This window comes from Bacillus aquiflavi (genome assembly GCF_019915265.1).
Lineage (GTDB): Bacteria > Bacillota > Bacilli > Bacillales > Cytobacillaceae > Bacillus_BT > Bacillus_BT aquiflavi.
Genome location: NZ_CP082780.1, coordinates 2,057,235 through 2,079,439, shown reverse-complemented (window position 1 = coordinate 2,079,439; position 22,205 = coordinate 2,057,235). Strand labels below are relative to the sequence as shown.

22 protein-coding genes and 1 pseudogene are annotated in these 22,205 nt (G+C 36.1%); all 23 read left to right on the top strand.

Annotation, left to right across the window (positions count from 1 at the left end; translation table 11 throughout):
* Positions 1–186: a capping complex subunit for YIEGIA gene (locus tag K6959_RS09955; protein ID WP_163239859.1), complete on the top strand. Its 186-nt coding sequence runs from the start codon at positions 1–3 to the stop codon at positions 184–186.
* A 308-nt stretch (positions 187–494) separates the two neighbouring features.
* The gene (gene der / locus K6959_RS09950) at positions 495–1,805 is read left to right on the top strand and encodes a ribosome biogenesis GTPase Der (protein ID WP_163239862.1); all 1,311 of its coding nucleotides are present in this window, start codon (positions 495–497) and stop codon (positions 1,803–1,805) included.
* 18 nt (positions 1,806–1,823) lie between these two features.
* Positions 1,824–2,890: pseudogene (locus K6959_RS09945) on the top strand (NAD(P)H-dependent glycerol-3-phosphate dehydrogenase).
* Between the two features lie 313 nt (positions 2,891–3,203).
* On the top strand, positions 3,204–3,404 hold the full coding sequence (locus K6959_RS09940) for a DUF2768 domain-containing protein (RefSeq protein ID WP_223086410.1): 201 nt from the start codon (positions 3,204–3,206) through the stop codon (positions 3,402–3,404).
* Positions 3,405–3,441: 37 nt separating this feature from the next.
* Positions 3,442–4,152: a hypothetical protein gene (locus K6959_RS09935; RefSeq protein ID WP_163239868.1), complete on the top strand. Its 711-nt coding sequence runs from the start codon at positions 3,442–3,444 to the stop codon at positions 4,150–4,152.
* A gap of 460 nt (positions 4,153–4,612) precedes the next feature.
* Positions 4,613–6,091 carry a stage IV sporulation protein A gene (gene spoIVA, locus K6959_RS09930; protein ID WP_223086408.1) on the top strand — a complete coding sequence of 493 codons (1,479 nt, stop codon included), beginning with the start codon at positions 4,613–4,615 and terminating at the stop codon, positions 6,089–6,091.
* 390 nt (positions 6,092–6,481) lie between these two features.
* Positions 6,482–6,754 (top strand): HU family DNA-binding protein, encoded by a 273-nt coding sequence (locus K6959_RS09925; RefSeq protein WP_163239871.1) that lies wholly within the window; start codon positions 6,482–6,484, stop codon positions 6,752–6,754.
* A gap of 345 nt (positions 6,755–7,099) precedes the next feature.
* Complete coding sequence (gene folE, locus K6959_RS09920; protein ID WP_223086406.1) at positions 7,100–7,672, top strand: GTP cyclohydrolase I FolE; 573 nt, start codon at positions 7,100–7,102, stop codon at positions 7,670–7,672.
* A gap of 4 nt (positions 7,673–7,676) precedes the next feature.
* The gene (gene mtrB, locus K6959_RS09915) at positions 7,677–7,907 is read left to right on the top strand and encodes a trp RNA-binding attenuation protein MtrB (protein ID WP_163239875.1); all 231 of its coding nucleotides are present in this window, start codon (positions 7,677–7,679) and stop codon (positions 7,905–7,907) included.
* 339 nt (positions 7,908–8,246) lie between these two features.
* Entirely contained in the window at positions 8,247–9,086 is an 840-nt protein-coding gene (locus K6959_RS09910) for a heptaprenyl diphosphate synthase component 1 (protein WP_262421763.1), read from the top strand.
* 4 nt (positions 9,087–9,090) lie between these two features.
* Complete coding sequence (locus tag K6959_RS09905) at positions 9,091–9,807, top strand: demethylmenaquinone methyltransferase (protein WP_163239877.1); 717 nt, start codon at positions 9,091–9,093, stop codon at positions 9,805–9,807.
* A gap of 74 nt (positions 9,808–9,881) precedes the next feature.
* On the top strand, positions 9,882–10,844 hold the full coding sequence (gene hepT / locus K6959_RS09900) for a heptaprenyl diphosphate synthase component II (protein ID WP_223086405.1): 963 nt from the start codon (positions 9,882–9,884) through the stop codon (positions 10,842–10,844).
* Positions 10,845–11,071: 227 nt separating this feature from the next.
* Positions 11,072–11,518, top strand: coding sequence for a nucleoside-diphosphate kinase (gene ndk, locus K6959_RS09895; protein ID WP_163239881.1), 447 nt, complete (start codon positions 11,072–11,074; stop codon positions 11,516–11,518).
* A gap of 306 nt (positions 11,519–11,824) precedes the next feature.
* Complete coding sequence (gene aroC / locus K6959_RS09890) at positions 11,825–12,997, top strand: chorismate synthase (protein WP_223086403.1); 1,173 nt, start codon at positions 11,825–11,827, stop codon at positions 12,995–12,997.
* Between the two features lie 2 nt (positions 12,998–12,999).
* Entirely contained in the window at positions 13,000–14,070 is a 1,071-nt protein-coding gene (gene aroB / locus K6959_RS09885) for a 3-dehydroquinate synthase (protein WP_223086402.1), read from the top strand.
* Between the two features lie 19 nt (positions 14,071–14,089).
* Positions 14,090–14,452 (top strand): chorismate mutase, encoded by a 363-nt coding sequence (gene aroH, locus K6959_RS09880; protein WP_163239887.1) that lies wholly within the window; start codon positions 14,090–14,092, stop codon positions 14,450–14,452.
* Between the two features lie 27 nt (positions 14,453–14,479).
* On the top strand, positions 14,480–15,565 hold the full coding sequence (gene hisC, locus K6959_RS09875; RefSeq protein ID WP_163239889.1) for a histidinol-phosphate transaminase: 1,086 nt from the start codon (positions 14,480–14,482) through the stop codon (positions 15,563–15,565).
* A gap of 128 nt (positions 15,566–15,693) precedes the next feature.
* On the top strand, positions 15,694–16,800 hold the full coding sequence (locus K6959_RS09870) for a prephenate dehydrogenase (RefSeq protein WP_223086400.1): 1,107 nt from the start codon (positions 15,694–15,696) through the stop codon (positions 16,798–16,800).
* Positions 16,801–16,842: 42 nt separating this feature from the next.
* Positions 16,843–18,132, top strand: coding sequence for a 3-phosphoshikimate 1-carboxyvinyltransferase (gene aroA, locus K6959_RS09865; RefSeq protein WP_223088356.1), 1,290 nt, complete (start codon positions 16,843–16,845; stop codon positions 18,130–18,132).
* Positions 18,133–18,380: 248 nt separating this feature from the next.
* Positions 18,381–19,298, top strand: a complete 918-nt coding sequence (locus tag K6959_RS09860) for a hypothetical protein (RefSeq protein ID WP_223086398.1) — start codon at positions 18,381–18,383, stop codon at positions 19,296–19,298.
* Between the two features lie 69 nt (positions 19,299–19,367).
* Positions 19,368–20,633 carry a tetratricopeptide repeat protein gene (locus K6959_RS09855; protein ID WP_223086397.1) on the top strand — a complete coding sequence of 422 codons (1,266 nt, stop codon included), beginning with the start codon at positions 19,368–19,370 and terminating at the stop codon, positions 20,631–20,633.
* Between the two features lie 37 nt (positions 20,634–20,670).
* Positions 20,671–21,216, top strand: a complete 546-nt coding sequence (locus K6959_RS09850; protein ID WP_163240066.1) for a ReoY family proteolytic degradation factor — start codon at positions 20,671–20,673, stop codon at positions 21,214–21,216.
* A 490-nt stretch (positions 21,217–21,706) separates the two neighbouring features.
* Positions 21,707–22,171, top strand: coding sequence for a YpiF family protein (locus K6959_RS09845; protein ID WP_163239897.1), 465 nt, complete (start codon positions 21,707–21,709; stop codon positions 22,169–22,171).
* Positions 22,172–22,205 lie beyond the last annotated feature (34 nt).

The window sequence follows — 22,205 nt, the reverse complement described above, 5'->3', positions numbered from 1 at the left end:
ATGGAGCTAGAAAAGTATATTTTATCAGTTATTACAACAAATCCGAAAAAAGTCATGAATGGTCCAGCTGTTTTTCTTTGTTCTTCAAAAGAAGAGATGGAATCTATTAGTGCAAATTTAGAAGCGATTTTAGATGGGATTGCTCATAAATTGACTGAAGAGCTAATTATAATTGTAAAGCATTAAGTGAATCTAGTTTCGGATTATTTCTTTTTCAATCTTTTACTGCGCTTTTCATTGTAGGAACAATCGGCATTTGATAAACTAATGGAGTTAGACCCTTCTATTATGATAAGAAGGGTTTTCATTTTACTATTTGGCTATGTTAGATAACTCAAGACCTTTCAGCATAGCTGAAAGGCGTGTAAGACGACTTTCTTACACGAATGAGCTTAAAACAAAACAGAGCCTCTTTTTTAAGAAGCGGTTTACGCTATGGAATGAAAACCAGTTCACAGCTTTAAATTATTGAGATACTAGAAAGGATGAACGATTTGGCTAAACCAGTTGTTGCAATCGTAGGACGTCCAAATGTAGGAAAGTCAACAATATTTAACCGAATTGTCGGTGAGCGGGTCTCGATTGTTGAAGATACACCTGGTGTTACCCGTGATCGAATATACAGTTCTGCCGAATGGTTAACACACAATTTTAATATAATTGATACAGGAGGAATTGAGATTGGAGATGAACCGTTTCTTGAGCAAATTCGTCATCAAGCAGAAATTGCGATTAATGAAGCGGATGTCATCATTTTTGTAACGAACGGTAGGGAAGGTGTTACGGCTGCTGATGAAGAAGTGGCAAAGATCCTGCATCGATCTAATAAACCAGTTGTCCTTGGGGTAAATAAAGTAGATAATCCAGAAATGCGTGAGCAAATTTTCGAGTTTTACTCGTTAGGATTTGGTGAACCATATCCAATTTCAGGTGCTCATGGTTTAGGACTTGGTGATTTACTTGATGCAGCCGCAGCTCACTTTTCTAAAACTGATTCAGACAATTACGAGGATGATATTATTAAGTTTTCTTTAATTGGCAGGCCAAACGTCGGAAAATCTTCACTAGTAAACGCAATTTTAGGTGAAGAAAGAGTAATTGTCAGTGATATTGCCGGTACGACAAGAGATGCCGTCGATTCCTTCTATACGTTTAATGGTCAAAAGTACGTGATCATTGATACAGCCGGTATGCGAAAAAAGGGAAAGGTTTATGAAAATACTGAAAAATACAGCGTTCTCAGAGCATTGAGAGCGATCGAACGTTCTGATGTTGTCCTTGTTGTTATAAATGGCGAAGAAGGGATTATAGAACAGGATAAAAAAATTGCTGGTTATGCTCATGAAGCAGGTCGAGCGATTGTAATAGTCGTAAATAAATGGGATGTAGTTGAAAAAGATGAAAAAACGATGAAAGTATTTGAACAAAATATTAGAGATCACTTTCAGTTTTTAGATTATGCCCCAATCGTTTTTCTATCTGCAAAAACAAAAAAACGGATTCATACGTTGCTGCCAATGATTAATCTTGTAAGTGAAAACCATGCTCTTCGTGTTCAAACTAACATTTTAAACGAGATTATGATGGACGCTGTTGCAATGAATCCGACACCGACTGATAAAGGGAAACGTTTGAAAATTTATTATGCGACACAAGTTTCTACAAAACCGCCAACGTTTGTTATTTTTGTAAATGATCCAGAACTGTTGCATTTTTCATATAAGCGGTTTTTAGAGAATCAGATTAGAGATGCCTTCGGTTTTAAAGGTACACCAATTAAAATATTTGCTAGGGCACGTAAATGATAAAAAGGGAGTGATCGTATGCAGCATAAACAAGAAAGAGTAGCAGTTATTGGCGCAGGAAGCTGGGGGACGGCTTTATCAATTGTGTTAGCAGATAATGGCCATGAAGTCCGTCTATGGGGTCATAAACAAGCTCAGATTGATGAAATAAATGAAAAACATACAAATGAAAAGTATTTACCGAATATTATTTTACCCAAAAACATTAAAGGTTTTTTCTCTTTTGAAGAAGCACTTAATGAAATAAATATTATCGTAATCGCTGTTCCAACAAAAGCGATAAGGGAAGTAATCGGCAAGATTCGCGAATTCCAAAAAACACCTTTAACAATTGTCCATGTAAGTAAAGGGATTGAACCAGATACACTGCTGCGAATCTCCGAGATGATCGAGGAGGAAATGCCAAAAGAGCTTTTAAAGGATCTTATTGTTTTATCAGGTCCAAGCCATGCAGAAGAAGTAAGTCTTCGTCATCCGACTACAGTGACAGTGTCATCAAAAAATATGGTGGCCGCTGAAAAAATCCAAGATTTATTTATTAATCAGCATTTTCGTGTTTATACGAATCCAGATCTCATAGGTGTAGAAATCGGAGGGGCATTAAAAAATATTATTGCTTTAGCCGCAGGAGTTTCAGATGGAATTGGCTACGGAGATAATGCAAAGGCTGCTTTAATAACAAGAGGACTTGCAGAAATATCTCGTTTAGGGACAAAAATGGGGGCCAATCCGCTTACTTTTGCTGGTCTAGCAGGGATAGGCGATTTAATCGTTACATGTACAAGTGTTCATTCTCGCAATTGGCGAGCAGGAAATTTACTTGGAAAAGGCCATAGTTTAGATGATGTGCTTAATAGTATGGGAATGGTTGTTGAAGGAGTCCGAACAACAAAAGCAGCACATCAGCTTGCAAAAAAATATAATGTAACGATGCCAATTACAAATGCGCTTTATGATGTTCTCTTTAACAATGTGAAAGGAAAAGATGCAGTTGATTCACTTATGGCATTATGGCTCGGGTAAAAACACATGAGATGGAGGATCTAACAAATATTGTGGATGGAAGGACGTTGCTTGAAAAATAATAAATGTACTGAATATAGGCTTTAGAGGATGCGATTCACACGTTTCTTGCATACAATGCAACGAACCAAACTGGTAATTTGAACCGGGAGTATGGGATATTTTAAATTATTTTTGACTGAAGTGAAGAATGCGCCCCTTCTTTACTTCTTTTTTTTGTTAGTAATGACCATGATGTTGAACTAGATTGCTATTTAAAAAAATTATTTTCAAAAATTGTCGCTCATAAGCTTGCAAAGTTGATTGTTAAACTGCTTTTTTTTCTTCCTGTGGAACATATGGTATAATATCTGTCGGAAAAAGGAGTGATCAATAGTGTCACCATCATTAATGAAAATGTGGATTTCTTTAGCTTCAATGGGATTTATGTTTATATCTATTGTCTTGATTTACTTAAGTCGTTTTAAACTTAAAGGCATGTTTAAAGTTGTAACTGCAATTATTGCTTATATTTTAATGATCGTAGCGGGTATTATCATCTTTTTAGTCGTTTTCAGCGGCCCGACTCCAGACTAATAAGTAATAAATACATAGACTAAAAGGAATGAAGATGATGCGAATATGGAAATTATCGAGTAGTTTGTTTTTAGTAATGATGTTGTTAACAGGCTGTCTTTATCCTGAAGAGGAATTAGCAGAAAATCAAACACCATACAAAGAACAAGTTCAAGCGGTTCAAGCAGCCATAAATCAGTTCCAAGAGGCAAATGAGGGTGTTTTACCAATTAAAACAACTGAAGGAGATACACCGCTCTATCAAAAGTATTTAATTGATTTCAAGCGATTAGTTCCTCAATATTTATCAGAACCACCTGGAAACTCTTATGAAAATGGCGGAGTGTTCCAATATGTAATCATTAATCCAGAAACGGATGTTCAAGTAAAAATATTTGATTTAAGAATTGCTGAGAAAATTCGCGAAATCAAACTGCTTATAAAGGCCTATGGCAATCCGCCTTTTAAAGAAAAAATTGCCCAAAATGTATATTCTTTAAATTTTGATAAACTTGGGTACAAAGAGGAGCCAACTGTAACTAGCCCATATACTAATCAATCTTTATCATTTGTTGTGACAGAGAGTGGAGAGATCTATGTTGATTATCGAAACGATCTTTTACAGGCGTTGCAAGAAAAGGATCATTCGTTTAAACCTGGTGATGATATTAGAAGCATTTTAGTCGAAGACTCGATGTTTGTGCCTGCATATTCATTGCCATATACGATTGATGAAAGTTCTAAAGAACCAATCTTTTTGATGAATTAGTCATAACCTTTCTTCTACAAAATATATTGTAGGAGAAGGGTTTTTTATTTCCATTTTTATTACTCATTAAAGGACAAAGAAATTTCCTTCAACCTTAAAATGGCTGTAGATGAAGAGGGCGACTGGCACCTAAACGTTGGATTGATATCTTTCAACCGGCTTTCGGTGAAGACTATGTCATGTTAACCCTTTTTATTCATTAACTAAGGTGTGTCCTTCTATTTTGTTACAATCATTTACAATTCACAATCAGATATAGTGATGAAATGATTTCGCTATACTGAAAGTTTCGACTTTTGCTATAAAGACGGAAAATGAATATTGAATATAAGGAGGTAAAAATATTATAAAAACTGTCATAAGAGAATAGGACAACATCATAAACATATACTGTCTAAAAATACGTAAAAAAAATAAGATATTATTTATCCCACTAACTCTATGATCGGGAGGGGATCTCTTGGAAAAGGTAGATATTTTTAAAGATATTGCGGAAAGAACGGGCGGCGATATTTATTTAGGGGTCGTTGGCGCAGTTCGGACTGGTAAATCCACTTTTATTAAAAAGTTTATGGAATTAGTAGTATTACCAAATATTAATAATGAAGGTGACAGAGCTCGTGCACAAGATGAACTACCTCAAAGTGCGGCAGGAAAAACAATCATGACGACTGAACCAAAGTTTGTTCCTAATCAAGCTGCGACTGTTCATGTCGATGAAGGATTGGAGGTCAATATTCGGCTCGTAGATTGTGTCGGTTACACTGTACCAGGCGCGAAAGGATACGAGGACGAGAATGGCCCGAGAATGATTAATACGCCTTGGTATGAGGAACCGATACCATTTCATGAAGCTGCTGAAATTGGCACAAGGAAAGTAATTCAAAAACATTCAACAATCGGTGTTGTTATTACTACTGATGGCTCAATAGGTGAAATTCCACGCTCAAACTATCTAGAAGCTGAAGAGAGAGTCATTGCTGAATTAAAAGAAGTTGGCAAGCCTTTTATTATGGTCATTAACAGTGCCCATCCACATCATCCTGATACAGAAGCATTACGAGTGGAACTTTCTGAAAAGTATGATATTCCGGCTCTATCGATTAGTGTTGAAGGAATGCGTGAAACAGACGTATTAAATGTTTTACGCGAAGCATTATATGAGTTCCCAGTAGTCGAGGTGAATGTAAATCTTCCTAGCTGGGTCATGGTACTCAAAGAAGATCATTGGCTACGTGAAAGCTATCAGGAAGCGGTAAGAGAGACTGTAAAAGATATTAAAAGACTTAGAGATGTAGATCGGGTTGTCCATTTATTTAGTGAGTATGAATTTATTGATCGTGCTGGGCTGGCTGGAATGGAAATGGGGCAAGGTGTAGCTGAAATCGATTTGTACGCACCCGATGATTTATATGATCAAATTTTAAAAGAAATTGTTGGGGTAGAAATTAGGGGAAAGGATCATTTATTAGAGCTTATGCAAGATTTCGCACATGCGAAAGCGGAATATGATCATATTGCTGATGCGTTGAAAATGGTGAAACAAACTGGCTATGGCATTGCTGCACCTAGTCTTGCAGATATGAGTTTGGATGAACCTGAAATTATTCGCCAAGGAGCCCGCTTTGGTGTTCGATTAAGGGCAGTAGCGCCATCTATTCATATGATAAAAGTAGATGTTGAATCAGAGTTTGCTCCAATAATTGGAACGGAAAAGCAAAGTGAAGAGCTTGTTCGTTATTTAATGCAAGATTTTGAAGATGACCCTTTATCCATTTGGAATTCAGATATTTTTGGACGAAGCTTAAGTTCAATTGTAAGAGAGGGGATTCAAGCAAAATTATCATTAATGCCTGAAAATGCTAGATACAAACTAAAAGAAACGTTAGAAAGAATTATTAATGAAGGCTCTGGTGGGTTAATTGCTATTATTTTATAGAAAAAGCCAATATTTTTTAAAAAAAGAAGGCGTTAGACTCCAAACTGGAGTCTATTTTTTTTGAAAATGTCTATGAAAAATATGTGACATATTACAACTTTATTTCAAAATGAAAAGATTCCCACTAATTCTTGTAATTTTCTTGCTTCACTTAAATGATTATGATAACCTTTTAACAGAATTAATGTTGTGGACGTTTTCATACGTTGTATAACAAGCTTTTTTTAAAAAAATGAATTGAAATCTTTTAATTCATCATTTAAGATAAAGCATGTTAATAAAATTTGCTCCACAATGTATAGTTTTTAGCATTTTTGTTTAACAATGTAAGTAATAATAACTATTTGCTTCACTTCGATTACTTTAATTTTTTGGGAGGAGGTGAATGGCATGAATAAAACAGAATTAATAAATTCAGTTGCCGAAGCAAGTGAGCTTTCTAAAAAGGATGCGACTAAAGCAGTAGATGCTGTTTTTGATACAATCTTAAATGCATTAAAAAATGGTGATAAAGTTCAATTAATCGGTTTTGGGAATTTTGAAGTTCGTGAGCGTGCAGCTCGAAAAGGACGTAATCCTCAAACTGGTGAAGAAATCGAAATCGCAGCAAGCAAAGTACCTGCTTTTAAACCTGGTAAAGCGCTTAAAGATGCAGTAAAATAATTACATATAGATCATGTTCTTTGAGCGTATGCTTAATTTAGAAGACCGCGGATCTCGCGGTCTTTTTATTTCATAGGAATATAGCTGATGAAATATTTAAGCTAAATTAGTATACTTGGTTGTAAGAAAGATCCTGCAATTAACTTCTATCTTGCCAGCAGGAATTTTAGGAAATGGTAGAGAGGCACTTTGAAGTTTTCTGTTGTAGATAAATCGATTCCGAGCTACAGTCTAAAATATAAGTGTTTTGTCACTTTTGCAGCGAGCGTCTATTTTGCCTGTTTTTAAATGATTTGCTAATATGTAAATGTTATATACGTACGTTTTTTTATAGGAGGAAATCGTATGACAAAGGTAAACCGTGCCCAAATTGAAGAAGCGGTACGTTTAATACTAACAGCTATTGGGGAAGATCCAGAACGAGAAGGTTTATTAGATACACCAAAAAGAGTGGCAAAAATGTACGAAGAAGTATTTGCAGGATTGTCCCAAGATCCGAAAGAGTATTTTGATACAGTTTTTGGGGAAGAACATGAAGAGTTAGTATTAGTAAAGGATATTTCGTTTTACTCTATGTGTGAACATCACCTAGTGCCATTCTATGGTAAAGCACATGTTGCATATATACCTAGAAACGGGAAGGTTACAGGATTAAGCAAGTTAGCAAGAGCGGTGGAGGCCGTTGCTCGAAGACCACAGCTTCAAGAACGAATTACATCAACGATTGCAGATGCAATGATTGAAAAGCTTGATCCTCATGGTGTAATGGTAGTTGTTGAAGCAGAGCACATGTGTATGACGATGAGAGGTGTAAAAAAGCCAGGTTCAACTACAGTCACGACAGCTGTTAGAGGATCTTTTAAAGAAAATGCTGAGTCGCGGGCAGAAGTCCTTTCATTAATTAAAAAAAAAAGGTGATACAATGGAAAAACGAGCTCAATCAAGTGATTTTATAGTGATAAAAGCGTTGGAAGATGGGGTAAATGTGATCGGATTAACAAGAGGCTCTGATACACGATTCCATCACTCAGAAAAATTAGATGATGGTGAAGTGATGATCGCACAATTTACTGACCATACATCAGCGATTAAAATAAGAGGAACCGCAAAAATTTTAACAGAATTTGGCGAAGTTGAGAGTGGGAAGAAATAAAATAATATTCGTGCTTGTAGACATCGTCAATATCTGAAGCAAATACCCGAAAGAATACTTGAAAATGCTCCATTAGTACGGTATCCTTTTTCGTCTTGTAAAGACTTCGTTTTTAGCCAACTAAAGAACTATAAGGGTGACAAGGGATGATCGTTTTTAAAATTTAAATTTATTTAACTCTGCCACCATGTCACCTTTTATGTTATAATTGTCTCTGCGTTAATTTGACCGGAATATGAAAGAATACGGCCTGTTCTTGTTCCTTTGCAGGGGAATTCATGTGTATTTTCAAAATTGAAGTAGCCCATTAATAAAGTATATAATTTGGGGGAAGTAAGGGTGAGTACATTGCATAACATTGAGTCAAAATTAGCTATAATTAAAGAGCAGATTGAACAAAGGGTTCATCATCCTTATTTGCTCCGTTTTATTCAAACACCCATCATAGATGAGGACAAGTTGCTTTTATTAATTTCAATTATGGATCAGCTCGAGTTAACAGAAATGGAAATCAAAAATTACTCATTAACGACAATGTTGATTCAAATTGCCCTTGATACCCATGATTATGTTAGTAATTTGGACTTAAAAGATCACGAAAACGATGACCAAAAAAAACATCAATTAACAGTTTTAGCTGGAGATTATTACAGCGGGCTATATTATAAGCTTCTGGCCGAGACAAACAATTTAGCTCTTATTCGCACTTTAGCTGAAGGAGTTAAAGACATTAATGAGCATAAAATTTTTATATATCAACAAGAACAGAACGAGCTCGATAAAATAATGAACAGCTTTGTAAAAAACGAGGCTTCTTTAATTGAAAAGCTAAGTGATTATTTTAAAGCTCCAGCTTGGAAAGAACTATCAAATCATATATTATTTGTGAAAAGGTTGTTTGTTGAAAAAAATAAGTTTATTCAACAAGGACGCTCTATTCTTTTTGAAGTTCTTAAAAAACATGTTTTTCCGAACAATAAGAATCATTTAAGCGAATTAACAGCTGAACAAAACAAGTATTTATTAAATATTTGTGATCGCTATATTGATCATACGAAGCAAGCAATTGAAAAAGACATGAATAAAGTGCCAGCTTTGAATGAGTTGCTTGAAAAACGAATATTTTGGATCCTTAATCAACATCATAGTTTAGGGAAAACATTTGTGGAAGAAGGGTAGGCAAATGGAGCAATCAAAAGAACAGCGTGTTCACGGTGTCTTTGAAAGTATTTATGATAATTACGATAAAATGAATTCAGTTATAAGCTTTCAACAGCATAAGAAATGGCGTAAAGATACGATGCGTCGTATGAATGTTCAACAGAACTGTTCTGCTCTTGATGTTTGCTGTGGTACAGCAGATTGGACAATTGCTCTCGCTGACGCTGTTGGTCCTAAAGGAAAAGTGATCGGATTGGATTTTAGTAAAAATATGCTTAAAATTGGCGAGGAGAAAATTAAAGCGCTCCAATTAAATCAAGCAGAACTTATCCATGGCAACGCAATGGAGCTTCCATTTGAAGATAATTCATTTGACTACGTTACGATCGGTTTTGGTCTAAGGAATGTCCCTGATTATATGCAAGTTTTACGAGAAATGCACAGAGTTCTAAAGCCCGGGGGTGTTGCGGTTTGTCTTGAAACATCACAGCCGACTATGTTTGGTTTTAAGCAGCTTTACTATTTCTACTTTCGATTCATTATGCCGTTATTTGGGAAAGTTTTTGCCAAAAGTTATCATGAATATTCATGGTTACAAGAGTCAGCCCGGGACTTTCCAGGTGCAAAAAAACTTTCTCAAATGTTTGAAAGCGCCGGATTTACAAACGTATATTACAAACCGTATACTGGTGGGGTTGCTGCTGCTCATTTTGGTTATAAAAAATCGGAACAAAAATAAGAGGATGTACTCAGTTCCCGCTGTAAATCCTCAATTGTTTAAAAGTTTGACTTTATGAAGCTGGGTGAATACAAATGAAATTGAAAATGATGTATTCATTTTTGAATTCGGATTTAAATATTATTGAAAAAGAATTAAAAAAGGCGATTCAATCAAAATCGCCGTTACTGCGCCAAGCATCCTTGCACTTATTGCAAGCGGGGGGAAAAAGAATTCGCCCAGTTTTTGTTTTACTTGCAGGGAGATTTGGACAATATGATATACATGTGTTAAAAAAAGTTGCAGTTGCGTTAGAATTAATCCATACAGCCTCACTAGTTCATGATGATGTTATTGATGATGCTGAATTACGGCGAGGAGAGCTTACAGTTAAAGCAAAGTGGGATAATCGCATAGCGATGTACACTGGAGACTATATCTTTGCCCGCTCTCTAGAACTAATGACAGTTATCGACAATGTTCAAGCGCATAAAATTTTATCAAATACGATCGTAGAAGTTTGTATTGGTGAAATCGAACAAATTAAAGATAAATATAAGTTTGATCAAAATCTTCGAACATACTTGCGGCGAATAAAAAGGAAAACAGCGTTGCTTATTGCTGTAAGCTGTCAATTAGGAGCAATTGCTGCAGGTGTTGAGGAAGAGATACATAAAAAGATTTACAAATTTGGCTACTTTGTCGGGATGGCTTTTCAAATTACTGATGATGTTCTTGATTTTACTGGAACAGAAAAAGAGCTTGGGAAACCAGCTGGCGGGGACTTACTTCAAGGGAATATTACATTGCCAGTATTATTTGCAAGAGAGAATCCATCTATTCGAGCAGAGATTGAAAAAGTCCATGAAAAAATGACTAAAAAAGAAATTAATCAAGTTATTTCGTTAATTAAAACTTCAGATGCTATAGAAAAATCACTTAAAATAAGTGATCGCTATTTAACAAAAGCGCTTGCAGTTTTGGAAGAACTTCCTCCTAATAAAGCGAAAAAAACTTTAAGAGATATTGCAAAGTTTATCGGTAGACGGAAGTATTAGCGTGTTGCTAAATAACTGGAACAATGATAATATTTTCATGGATTATGAATAATAGGCTATGTCATATAACTCTGTTGTTTTATTGGCACATTCCCTGTTTAAACATTGCAAAAAGTGTGTGTAAGTGTGCTATCTCGTATGAATAATTCTACAACAGCAAAATTGTTTAACGTAGCCTAATCATATAACCAAGATACATATATCTTAATTCTTAGGAGTGAACATGAATGGAGAAGACTTTTTTAATGGTTAAACCTGACGGGGTACAACGTAACTTAATCGGAGATATTGTAGCTCGTTTTGAAAACAAAGGCTTTCAACTTGTTGGTGCAAAATTAATGAGTATTTCTAAAGAACTTGCTGAAAAGCACTACGGTGAGCATAAAGAGCGTCCTTTCTTTGGAGAATTAGTTGACTTCATCACTTCAGGTCCTGTGTTTGCAATGGTTTGGGAAGGAGAAAATGTGATTGCAACTGCACGTCAAATGATGGGGGCTACAAACCCTAAAGATGCAGTTCAGGGGACTATCCGCGGTGATTTTGGCTTAACCGTCGGCAAAAATGTGATCCACGGTTCTGATTCACCTGAAAGTGCTGAACGTGAAATTTCATTGTTCTTTCATAAAGAGGAACTTGTTCAATACAATAAATTAATGAATGAGTGGATTTACTAATATTTTTAAGCGGCTGACTCAGATGTAAAGAGTCAGCCACTTTTTATATAAATTGCTTCCATTTTTTGAATATTCCATCAAAGTTTAGATCATTGAACTAGCAAATCTCCCCAGCCTTTTTAGTATTTTAAGGTAAGGGTATATAGACCTCTTAATATTAGGGTAAAATGTAACCTTCTTTCATGGAGTCTAAATCTTCATTTTATGATAATATTCAAATAATTTTTCTAGTTTCTCTATTTTTATTTTATAACCTATGTTATATTGATACATAATTCCTTTAATGAGTTGAAGGGGGAAAGGATCATGAGATATTTAACAGCTGGTGAATCACACGGACCTCAATTAACAGCAATAATTGAAGGTTTACCGGCAGGATTGCCATTACTAGCAGAAGATATTAATAATGATTTAGCGAGGAGACAAAAGGGGTACGGGCGGGGACGCCGAATGCAAATTGAGAAAGATACAGTGAATATAGTTGGAGGAGTTCGCCACGGTTATACGTTAGGATCACCTGTTGCGCTTACGGTAGAAAATAACGACTGGAAGCATTGGACTAATATTATGGGGCAAGGTCCGTTAAATGAGGCGGAAGCAGAGGAAATAAAGCGAAAAATTACGAATCCAAGACCAGGTCATGCAGATTTAAACGGTGCATTAAAATATGGTCATAGAGATATGCGCAACGTACTTGAACGTTCTTCAGCTCGAGAAACGACTGTTCGTGTTGCTGCAGGTGCTGTTGCAAAAAAGTTGTTATCTCAGCTAGGGATCCATATTGCTTCGCACGTATTAGAAATAGGTGGTGTAAGGGCTGAAACTCCTCAATATGAAACTCTTACGGAACTAAAAGAAAGAACAGAAGCTTCTTCAGTTCGAGTGTTTGATAAAAACGTCGAAAAAGAAATGATGAATGCTATTGATGAAGCTAAAAAAAAAGGAGATTCAATTGGGGGAATTGTTGAGGTAATTGTGGAAGGCATGCCAGTAGGAGTCGGCAGTTATGTCCATTACGATCGCAAGCTTGACGCTAAACTTGCCGCAGCAATTGTTAGTATTAATGCATTTAAAGGAGTAGAATTTGGAATTGGATTTGAAGCTGCAAGAAAACCAGGCAGTGAAGTTCATGATGAAATTGATTGGTCAAAAGAGAAAGGTTACTTTCGAAAAACGAATCGATTAGGTGGATTGGAAGGCGGAATGACGACTGGTATGCCTATTATTGTCCGTGGAGTTATGAAACCAATCCCAACATTATATAAACCTTTACAAAGTATTGATATTGATTCAAAGGAGCCTTTTTTAGCCAGTATTGAAAGATCTGACAGTTGTGCAGTCCCAGCGGCGGCTGTAGTAGCAGAAAGTGTGGTTGCGTGGGAATTAGCGAATGCTTTAGTTGAACAATTTTATGGGGATCGAATGGACGTGTTAAAAGCCTCTGTCGAAGCTCAGCGGGAGTATTCAAAGGAGTTTTAAAAATGAAAACAATAAAGATTGAAACGGGCTCTAAGCAGTATTTCGTAAAAATAGGAATACATGTTTTAAATGAACTTCTTCCGTTTATAAACGAAAAATTTCCTCATGTTACTAAAATTTTTATTATTACGGATGAAACTGTCGGTAAACTTCATCTAACGCATCTTATGTCCCATTTACAAGGGAAAGATAGCAGTATATATACTGTACCGAGCGGGGAAAAAGCAAAAACGTTTAACGTTTATTATGACTGTTTAACATACGCACTTGAGCAGAAGCTTGATCGAAAATCACATCTGTTAGCTTTTGGCGGGGGAGCTGTTGGTGATTTAGCTGGCTTTGTTGCCGCTACATTTATGAGGGGGATTCCATTTATTCAAATTCCGACAACTATTTTAGCTCATGATAGTGCTGTAGGTGGAAAAGTTGCCCTTAACCACCCGTTAGGGAAAAACATGATCGGTGCTTTTCATCAGCCTGAAGCAGTCTTTTTTGATTTGTCATTTATTCAATCTTTACCAATTCGCGAAGTGCGCTCGGGGTTTGCGGAAGTAGTAAAACATGCACTTATTAAAGATAAAATGTTATATGAAACATTGTTCAATAGTGTGGCGTCGCTTGACAAGATTTCAAATGAGATGCTGGAATATGCGTTAACAAGAGGAATTGAAATAAAAGGATCTATTGTAGCTGAAGATGAAAAAGAGATTGGTGTTCGTGCTTTCCTCAACTTTGGTCATACGCTTGGTCATGCCATTGAGGCGGAAGCAGGGTATGGTGTCATTACTCATGGGGAAGCAGTTGTAATCGGTATGCTATTTGCACTACAAGTGAGTAAAGAAATAGCGGGACTCACTTTTGATTATCAATCTTTTAAAATATGGCTTGAAAGTTTAAACTATCAAACATCAATTCCTAAAAATATGAATGCTTCCCGATTAATAGAAAGAATGAAACAGGATAAAAAATCAGTTGGTCAAAGAATTAGGTTCATTTTATTGAAAGAACTTGGATACCCAATTATTTATGAGCTTGATGAAGAATATTTACTAAAAAAAATAGAGCAATTTTAAAAAAAGGGGGGGAACATGAATGATTCGCGGGATAAGAGGAGCAACTACTGTGAACGCTAATTCAGAAAAAGAGATTATACATGAAACAGAGAAGCTCCTTAGAGAAATGATAGACAGAAACCAACTTAAGTCAGAAGAAGTTGCCTCCGTATTGATATCAGTAACGGAAGAAATAACGGCAACATTTCCTGCAAAAGCAATGCGTAAAATAGAGGGATGGAAGTTTGTCCCTGTTATGTGTGTGAGAGAGATTCCCGTTCATGGTTCTTTACCAAATTGTATTCGGATTATGATGCATGTGAATACAGTAAAAACACAAAAAGAAATTTGTCACGTTTATTTAGAGAATGCAGTTGGCTTAAGGCCAGACTTGGAAAATTAGTCATTTTATATAAAGAGGTGTAGAAGGATGAAATGGAAAGAACAGCTGTTAGCGTTAACTCCGTATCAACCTGGAAAATCAATTGATGATGTTAAAAAGCAATATCAACTAGAAAAGATTATTAAGCTAGCTTCAAATGAAAATCCATTTGGCTGTTCTGGGAATGTGAAGGAACAGTTTACAAAAATTCAAGATTTTTTTGAACGCTATCCAAGTGGATATGCAGGTCCATTGCGGGAAAAGCTTGCAAGCCATTTAAATGTAGCTGTTAACCAAATTATTTTTGGAAATGGCTCAGATGAAGTGATTTTGATGATTGCTCGAGCGTTATTAACTCCAAATACAAATACAGTAATGGCAACCCCAACATTTCCGCAATATAAACATAATGCAATTATTGAGGGAGCGGAAATAAGGGAAATTCCATTAAAAGATGGAGATCATGACCTGCAAGGAATGCTTAAAGCAATAGATGATCATACCGCGGTTGTTTGGCTTTGCAGTCCTAATAACCCTACTGGCACGTATATAAAGCGCGATCATTTGATTGAATTTTTAAAAGAAGTACCGGCTGATGTCGTTGTTGTTTTAGATGAAGCATATTACGAATATGTTACCGCAGCTGATTATTACAACTCAGTTGATTTGTTAAGTGAGTTTAACAACGTGATCATTTTACGAACATTTTCAAAAATATATGGACTTGCAAGTATGAGAGTAGGCTATGGAATCGGTCATGAAAAAGTAATTCGAACATTAGAGCCTGTAAGAGAGCCTTTTAACACAAACACAATGGGCCAAATAGCTGCAGCTGCAGCATTAGAAGATCAACAGTTTGTAAGGGAATGTAAGGAACAAAATCGCCAAGGTCTTGAAACATTTTATCAATTTTGTAATGAATATAAGCTTAGCTATTATCCATCTCAAGGAAACTTTATTTTAATTGATTTTAATGTAGATGCAGATGAAGTATTTCAATTTCTACTAGAAAGAGGATTCATCGTCCGTTCTGGAAAAGCTCTCGGCTTTCCAACGTCTATACGAGTTACGGTTGGAACAAAAGAACAGAACGAAGAAATTATTAATATGATGAAACAATTTTTAGCTCATTAAATTGTAAATGTTTTCGATCATACCCTCACTAATGTAAGTGGGGGTCTTATCCCCTGTTTAAAATAATGAACATAATACTGTCAAGTTTAACAGCTTAATACTTAAGAGATAGAAAGGCAGGTGGGATTTTGCAAGGACGAGTTTTTGTAATTGGTTTAGGTTTGATTGGCGGTTCTTTGGCACTGTGTATTAAGAAAGAACATGAGTATGCAACTGTTATTGGTTTTGATGTAAATGAAAAACAACGGGAACTTGCATATAAGTTAGGGATTATAAATGAACAGTGCTACTCTATTGAAGAAGGGGCAAGAGAAGCTGACTTGATTTTAATTGCAACACCTGTGAAAGAAGCAGAATTAATTTTAGAACAGCTTTCATGTTGTGTGCTAAAGAATGATGTAATTATTTCAGATGCAGGCAGTACAAAAGGGAAAATCGTTGAAAAATCAGCATGTCTCACTAGGCAGGGAGTCACGTTTATTGGAGGGCACCCTATGGCCGGTTCACATAAGAGTGGTATCCTTGCGGCAAAAGAAAGATTATTTGAAAATGCATTTTATTTGTTGACCCCTACAGACGATGTCCAAACAGAAAAAGTAGAAACTTTAAAACGTTGGCTTCAAGGAACCCGAGCAAAGTTTTTAACTCTTAAGCCTGGCGAGCATGATCACATTACGGGAATTATTAGTCACTTTCCGCATATTGTTGCTGCATCGCTTGTTCATCAAGCAAGACAGGCAGATAATGGCGATAAGCTTGTGGAACGTCTTGCTGCAGGAGGATTCCGTGATATTACTCGCATTGCATCAAGTAATCCAGAAATGTGGCGTGATATATTACTTCATAATAAAGAAGTACTCCTGCAATTAATAAAGCAATGGCAACTAGAGATGGTTCAGGTTGAAAAGATGCTTTTAGAGGAAGACGGAGAAAATATTTTTCAATATTTCCAAAAGGCAAAACAGCTTCGTGATAGTCTCCCATCAAAAGACCGAGGAGCGATTCCTGCTTTTTATGATTTGTTCGTTGATGTTCCCGATTATCCCGGGATTATTTCAGAAATTACCGGCTACTTAGCAAAAGAAAGAATTAGTATCACAAATATTCGAATCTTAGAAACGCGAGAAGATATTTACGGTGTACTCGTGATCAGCTTTCAAACGGATGAGGATCGCCTTCGGGCAGAAAAGTGTATTCATCATTATACAGACTATGTAACTTCATACGGTCTTTAGGACATAGAGAGAAAGCTATGAAAGGGTGATTAAGTGGATTCAATCAAAAAATTGCGTACAAATGTCTCTGGATTAACTGGAACGATTCATGTACCAGGAGATAAGTCCATTTCCCACCGCTCGATTATGTTCGGTGCTATTGCAGAAGGTGTGACAAAAGTAACAAATTTTTTACTTGGGGAAGATTGTATAAATACGCTCAACTGCTTTCGCTCCCTCGGTGTAGAAATTGAGGTTGGAAAAAATGAGATTGTTATTTACGGACAAGGATTAGCTGGGCTAACTGAATCGAAGGATATTTTAAATGTCGGTAATTCAGGAACGACGATTCGATTAATACTTGGAATCTTAGCCGGAAGACCGTTCCATTCTTGTCTAATCGGTGATAACTCAATTGGAAGACGACCGATGACAAGGGTGACAACGCCATTAAAAGAAATGGGTGCCGTCATCGATGGAAGAAACGGGGGTGAGTTCACACCACTTTCTATTAGAGGTGGAAACTTAAGAGGAATTGAATATCACTTACCAGTCGCAAGTGCTCAAGTGAAATCGGCGCTTCTTTTTGCAGGTATACAAGCAGACGGTACGACCACGATTATCGAGCAAGCTAAGACGAGAGATCATACGGAACGAATGATTCGTCAATTTGGCGGTAAAGTAGAAACGAATGGTCTTACCGTTACAGTTGAAGGCGGCCAGCGTTTTAAAGGAACGGATGTCTATGTCCCAGGTGATATTTCCTCAGCAGCTTTTTTCCTAGTCGCTGCTGCGATTATACAAAATGCTGAAGTTACACTTAAAAACGTCGGATTAAATCCAACTAGGACAGGAATTCTTGATGTTATGAAAGAGATGGGGGCAGACATAACAATTATTGATCGTAATGTGAACAACGCGCATGAGCCATTTGGAGATATTATTGTTAGGTCGTCTCATCTTAAAGGTACAGTAATTGAAGGTAAAATGATTCCCCGCTTAAATGATGAAATTCCAATTATTGCATTATTGGCTACTCAAGCAGAAGGTACTACTGTAATTAAAGATGCCCATGAGTTAAAAGTAAAAGAAACGAATCGAATTGATACGGTTGTCCGTGAGCTTTCGAAGCTCGGGGCAAATATTAAAGCAACAGATGATGGAATGACGATAACAGGAAAAACAACTTTAGGTGGCGATAGAACAACAGTGTCGAGCTTTGGCGATCATCGTATTGGGATGATGCTTGCAATTGCCGCTCTTATATGTACTGATGACGTTTATATGGAACAGGCAGATGCCATTGCCGTGTCATATCCTGCATTTTTTACTGATTTGCATCAGCTTTTATAGGGTGAATCTATGACAAATTAAGCTTACAACGAAGTATTAGAAACGAAGAACGCCAGCTTTTCTCAAAGGTCTGAGGCTACAGGTTTTCTGTAGCCTTTTTCGTTAATGAAGTCAATCAGAGGATTGACCTAAATCCATTTTAGGCTAATAGACCTGTTTATTAACTGGCAACATCCTTTTTTTATATGAAGGCATATTTTAAAAATTTAAGCATAGCTTGTCTTAACAATGAAAAAAAGGGTGGTTTTATGCCATATATTATTGAAAATGTAAACATTTTACGAGGTCGGAGGCTAACGACTACATCAATTTTTGTAAAACAAAATCAGATTGCTCTTGTAAAACCTTCTTTTAAAAAATATCGCCACATGAAAATGGATGCAAATTCTTTTATTATGACTCCTTCTTATGTTATTCTTGATGGAAATATCCCCTTTGATTCTCCTTTTAATAATATTAAGGAATATTATATCCGCTCGTTTATTTTGAAAGGTTGTACAACGTTACTAACCTATTTCACAGTTCGGTATGAAAGAGAATTGAGTGACAAACTTAAACAACTGCAGGCTAATCTATTTAATTGTCCGATTGATTATGTCATTGCAATTCGGATTCCTGCTCGTGCTTTGTCGCCTTCACTCATACGAAGGTGTAAAAAAGAAAAGATCCCGGTTATCTTTGTCGACATTAGCAGTAGTGAAAAGTTATTGCAGCTGCCATGGGGCTGGATCCGTGAAGCGATGTTCCCATATAATGCACCGCTAATCCCTATTTTTCAGCTGAACAATGACAAAGCTGAAGCAACAAAACAATTATGGATAAAAATTATGAAGGAAGAAGGGATTCCCTCAATGAACGCTCCGTTAGAAAATGGTTCGCCAATTCCAAACGATGCTTTACGGAAAATTGGCATTTATCCGCTTAAAGGAACGCTTTTTAATGGGGGCGAATTAAGCTATAATTTTTACTTAAAAAATGATCGAACGAGCGGTGTTGATGAATTTGAGCTGTTTAAGTATTATAATGATAAACTGCTTGTGACAGTTCACAAAGGGACAGTTATTCGTGCAGGGAAAAACGTTTTATTCCGTCCCGGACATGGAGAGTATGTAAAAATAACGACGACCCCATCTTTTTATATTGTTTTAAAAGATATTGATTGTTAGTAGAACATAACGGTTATAGGATAAAAATATAGTTTTAAAACGATTTTGCATGAGAAAGGATTAAGAGCTATGGAAATAATAGAGCATATAGCACAGCTTTTGCAATCTGGAAAGCATGATGAAGCATTTCTGCACATAAATAAAATAATGAAAAACGGCTTAGATAATGAAAAATTTTTACTAGGTGAAACACTATTTCACTACGGTTTTCTTGAAGAAGCAAAGAAGTTATTTAAGGATTTGTTATCACGTTATCCAAATGAAGGAGAACTGTTAGTGTTATATGCTGAAATACTAATGGAAAAAGGAGAAGAAGACGAAGCGATTCTTGCCCTTGAAAAGATTGATCATAACGACGACTTCTATCCACAAGCATTACTCTTATTAGCCGATCTTTATCAAATGGAAGGTCTTTATGAAGTGAGTGAACAAAAGCTATTAGATGCAAAAAAGCTTCTTCCAGACGAACCGGTGATCGATTTTGCTTTAGGAGAACTATATGCTGCCGAAGGAAAGTTTGTTGAAGCTATTAATGCCTACGAAAGGATATTAACAGACAACTTAAACATTACGGGTGTAAATATAAACCAGCGATTGGCAGAAGTATTAAGCGCAGCAGGAAGATTTGAAGAAGCACTCCCATACTATGATAAAGCTTTAAAAGAAAACTTAGAAATTAACACTTTATTCGGATATGGATTTACTGCCCTGCAAGCAGGCTATCATAACAAAGCAATCGAAACATTCTTAGAACTAAAAGAACTAGACCATGAATACCATTCACTTTATTTATATTTAGCAAAAGCATACGCATACGAACGTGAAGAAGAGCTTGTAAAATCTTTTGAGACAGTAAAAAAAGGTATATCTTTAGATGAATTCAATAAAGATCTTTTCTTTTATGGGGGAAAGATCGCCTTAAAATTAGGAAAGCAACAAGAAGCAGAAGAGCTGCTAAGGCAAGCTATTGCTTTAGACCCGAGTTTTACCGAAGCAGTTTTAACATTAAACAAACTTTTTTTAACCGAAGAGCGGTATGAAGAGATAATTGATTTAGTGAATGAATTAGAAAAATACGGGGAAGAAGAGCCGCAATTTTATTGGGACCGGGCAATTGCTTACCAGCATTTGGAACAATATTCCTATGCATTAAATCAATACCGACTTGCATATACTTTTTTTAAGAACAATCATGATTTTCTTCATGATTACGGATATTTTTTAATTGAAGAAGGAAAAACGAAAGACGCTGGCGAAATCTTTAATAAGTTATTAAAATTAAACCCTAGTAATGATGAGTATGTACAAATACTTGAACGCTTGCTTGAAGATTAAAGGATTTTACCATGATTTGCAGAGGAGGGAACGAATGATGACGACCCCTGTATCTGTCAACGAGAAGAAAGACTTTATTCGTTGGTTTTTAAATCATTATCAATTAAAGAGACGAGAGTGTGTTTGGATTTTAAACTATTTAATGAGTCATGATCAATTAATGGAGAAGGTCCATTTTGTAGAGCAGGCTCAGTTTTGTCCGCGTGGATTAGTAATGTCAACTCATTGTGTTGACGATGTTCCATTTCGTTTTTATAAACAAAATGTCATGACAACTGACGCGGAAAAGTCATTTCACGATATCCGCTTGAATCGTGATGAAGAAATTTATATCCAACTGAATTTTCGTTCAGCCAACCAAGCTCATCAATTTGTAGCAGTTCTTGAGGAGAATCCATACATTCCAAGCGATTTACAAACAAATGAGATGGATCAATTAATCGCGGAACAATTTTTAACTAGAAGTATAAAGAAATTTAACAGAGAGAAACTTTTAAAACAAATAGACGAAGCCCTTGATAGGCATGATAAAGTGCTTTTTCAACAGCTTGCGAAGCAATTAAAAAAGTTAGAGGACGCTTAATTTAATAAAAAGTCTTTGGCTATCGAGAAAGGATTTTTGAGATTGGATAAAGATAAAGACAATACTTTAATCGATTTACTCAGAACTGATTGAAAACGCTTTGTCAGTCGAGGCACGCGGCACGAGGCGGAAGCGAATAGAACAGGTGTTTATGAGCTTACAACGAAGTGCAAGTAACGAAAGAGTCCGAGCGTTTGTCAACAGTCTGAAAAGTCCTTAAATAAAGTGCTTCAATTTTTCCACAAAGTCAATAATTGAAGCAAACGCCCTCAGACTGATTGAAAACGCTTTGTCAGTCGAGGCACGCGGCACGAGGCGGAAGCGAATAGAACAGGTGTTCATGAGCTTACAACGAAGTGCAAGTAACGAAGAATGCGAGCGTTTGTCAACAGTCTGAAGTCTTTGCTTTTAGCAAGGACTTTTTTATGCGCTCACCTATAAAAAATGTTATGATATGATGTATAGTTTTGAAAATATAGGAGTGAACAAAATGAAATGGATTCCTCAAGATATAGATTTATATGAACAAGCAAAAGAGTATGTTGATACCGCTGTTTTACCGTTATTTCCAGTATCATTTGATACAAAAATGAAAGAAACAGCTGGGATGAGCGAATTTATTAATTTATTAACAATTCAGCTTGAACGGCAATTAAAAGGAAGATTATTACTCTTACCAGGTTTTATTTATATAAAAAATAAAAATTGGGAAAAATATATCCATGAAATACATAATTGGGAACAGGAATTGCAAGCAAAAGGCTTTAAACATCTGTTTCTTGTTACTTCCGATAGCGATTGGAAAGCTGTTGAGAACCAAGTATCCAGCAAATTGATCTGGCTCCCTTCGCTTCCATTTGAGGATATGGAGGACAAGTATAAAAATTCTCTATTAGAGGATCAAGTAAAACAGCTGATGAATTTGCTTTTCCAAAAGTGGCAACAGGCTGAATAATTTGATTTTAGTCACATAGAAGCCAAGTATTTAG

Bases quoted from the DNA above. Each gene is read 5' to 3' on its own strand.
- K6959_RS09955 (WP_163239859.1), top strand. From the start codon at position 1: ATGGAGCTAGAAAAGTATATTTTATCAGTTATTACAACAAATCCGAAA.
- K6959_RS09935 (WP_163239868.1), top strand. From the start codon at position 3,442: ATGCGAATATGGAAATTATCGAGTAGTTTGTTTTTAGTAATGATGTTG.
- K6959_RS09925 (WP_163239871.1), top strand. From the start codon at position 6,482: ATGAATAAAACAGAATTAATAAATTCAGTTGCCGAAGCAAGTGAGCTT.
- folE (WP_223086406.1), top strand. From the start codon at position 7,100: ATGACAAAGGTAAACCGTGCCCAAATTGAAGAAGCGGTACGTTTAATA.
- mtrB (WP_163239875.1), top strand. From the start codon at position 7,677: ATGGAAAAACGAGCTCAATCAAGTGATTTTATAGTGATAAAAGCGTTG.
- K6959_RS09905 (WP_163239877.1), top strand. From the start codon at position 9,091: ATGGAGCAATCAAAAGAACAGCGTGTTCACGGTGTCTTTGAAAGTATT.
- hepT (WP_223086405.1), top strand. From the start codon at position 9,882: ATGAAATTGAAAATGATGTATTCATTTTTGAATTCGGATTTAAATATT.
- ndk (WP_163239881.1), top strand. From the start codon at position 11,072: ATGGAGAAGACTTTTTTAATGGTTAAACCTGACGGGGTACAACGTAAC.
- aroC (WP_223086403.1), top strand. From the start codon at position 11,825: ATGAGATATTTAACAGCTGGTGAATCACACGGACCTCAATTAACAGCA.
- aroB (WP_223086402.1), top strand. From the start codon at position 13,000: ATGAAAACAATAAAGATTGAAACGGGCTCTAAGCAGTATTTCGTAAAA.
- aroH (WP_163239887.1), top strand. From the start codon at position 14,090: ATGATTCGCGGGATAAGAGGAGCAACTACTGTGAACGCTAATTCAGAA.
- hisC (WP_163239889.1), top strand. From the start codon at position 14,480: ATGAAATGGAAAGAACAGCTGTTAGCGTTAACTCCGTATCAACCTGGA.
- K6959_RS09860 (WP_223086398.1), top strand. From the start codon at position 18,381: ATGCCATATATTATTGAAAATGTAAACATTTTACGAGGTCGGAGGCTA.
- K6959_RS09855 (WP_223086397.1), top strand. From the start codon at position 19,368: ATGGAAATAATAGAGCATATAGCACAGCTTTTGCAATCTGGAAAGCAT.
- K6959_RS09850 (WP_163240066.1), top strand. From the start codon at position 20,671: ATGACGACCCCTGTATCTGTCAACGAGAAGAAAGACTTTATTCGTTGG.
- K6959_RS09845 (WP_163239897.1), top strand. From the start codon at position 21,707: ATGAAATGGATTCCTCAAGATATAGATTTATATGAACAAGCAAAAGAG.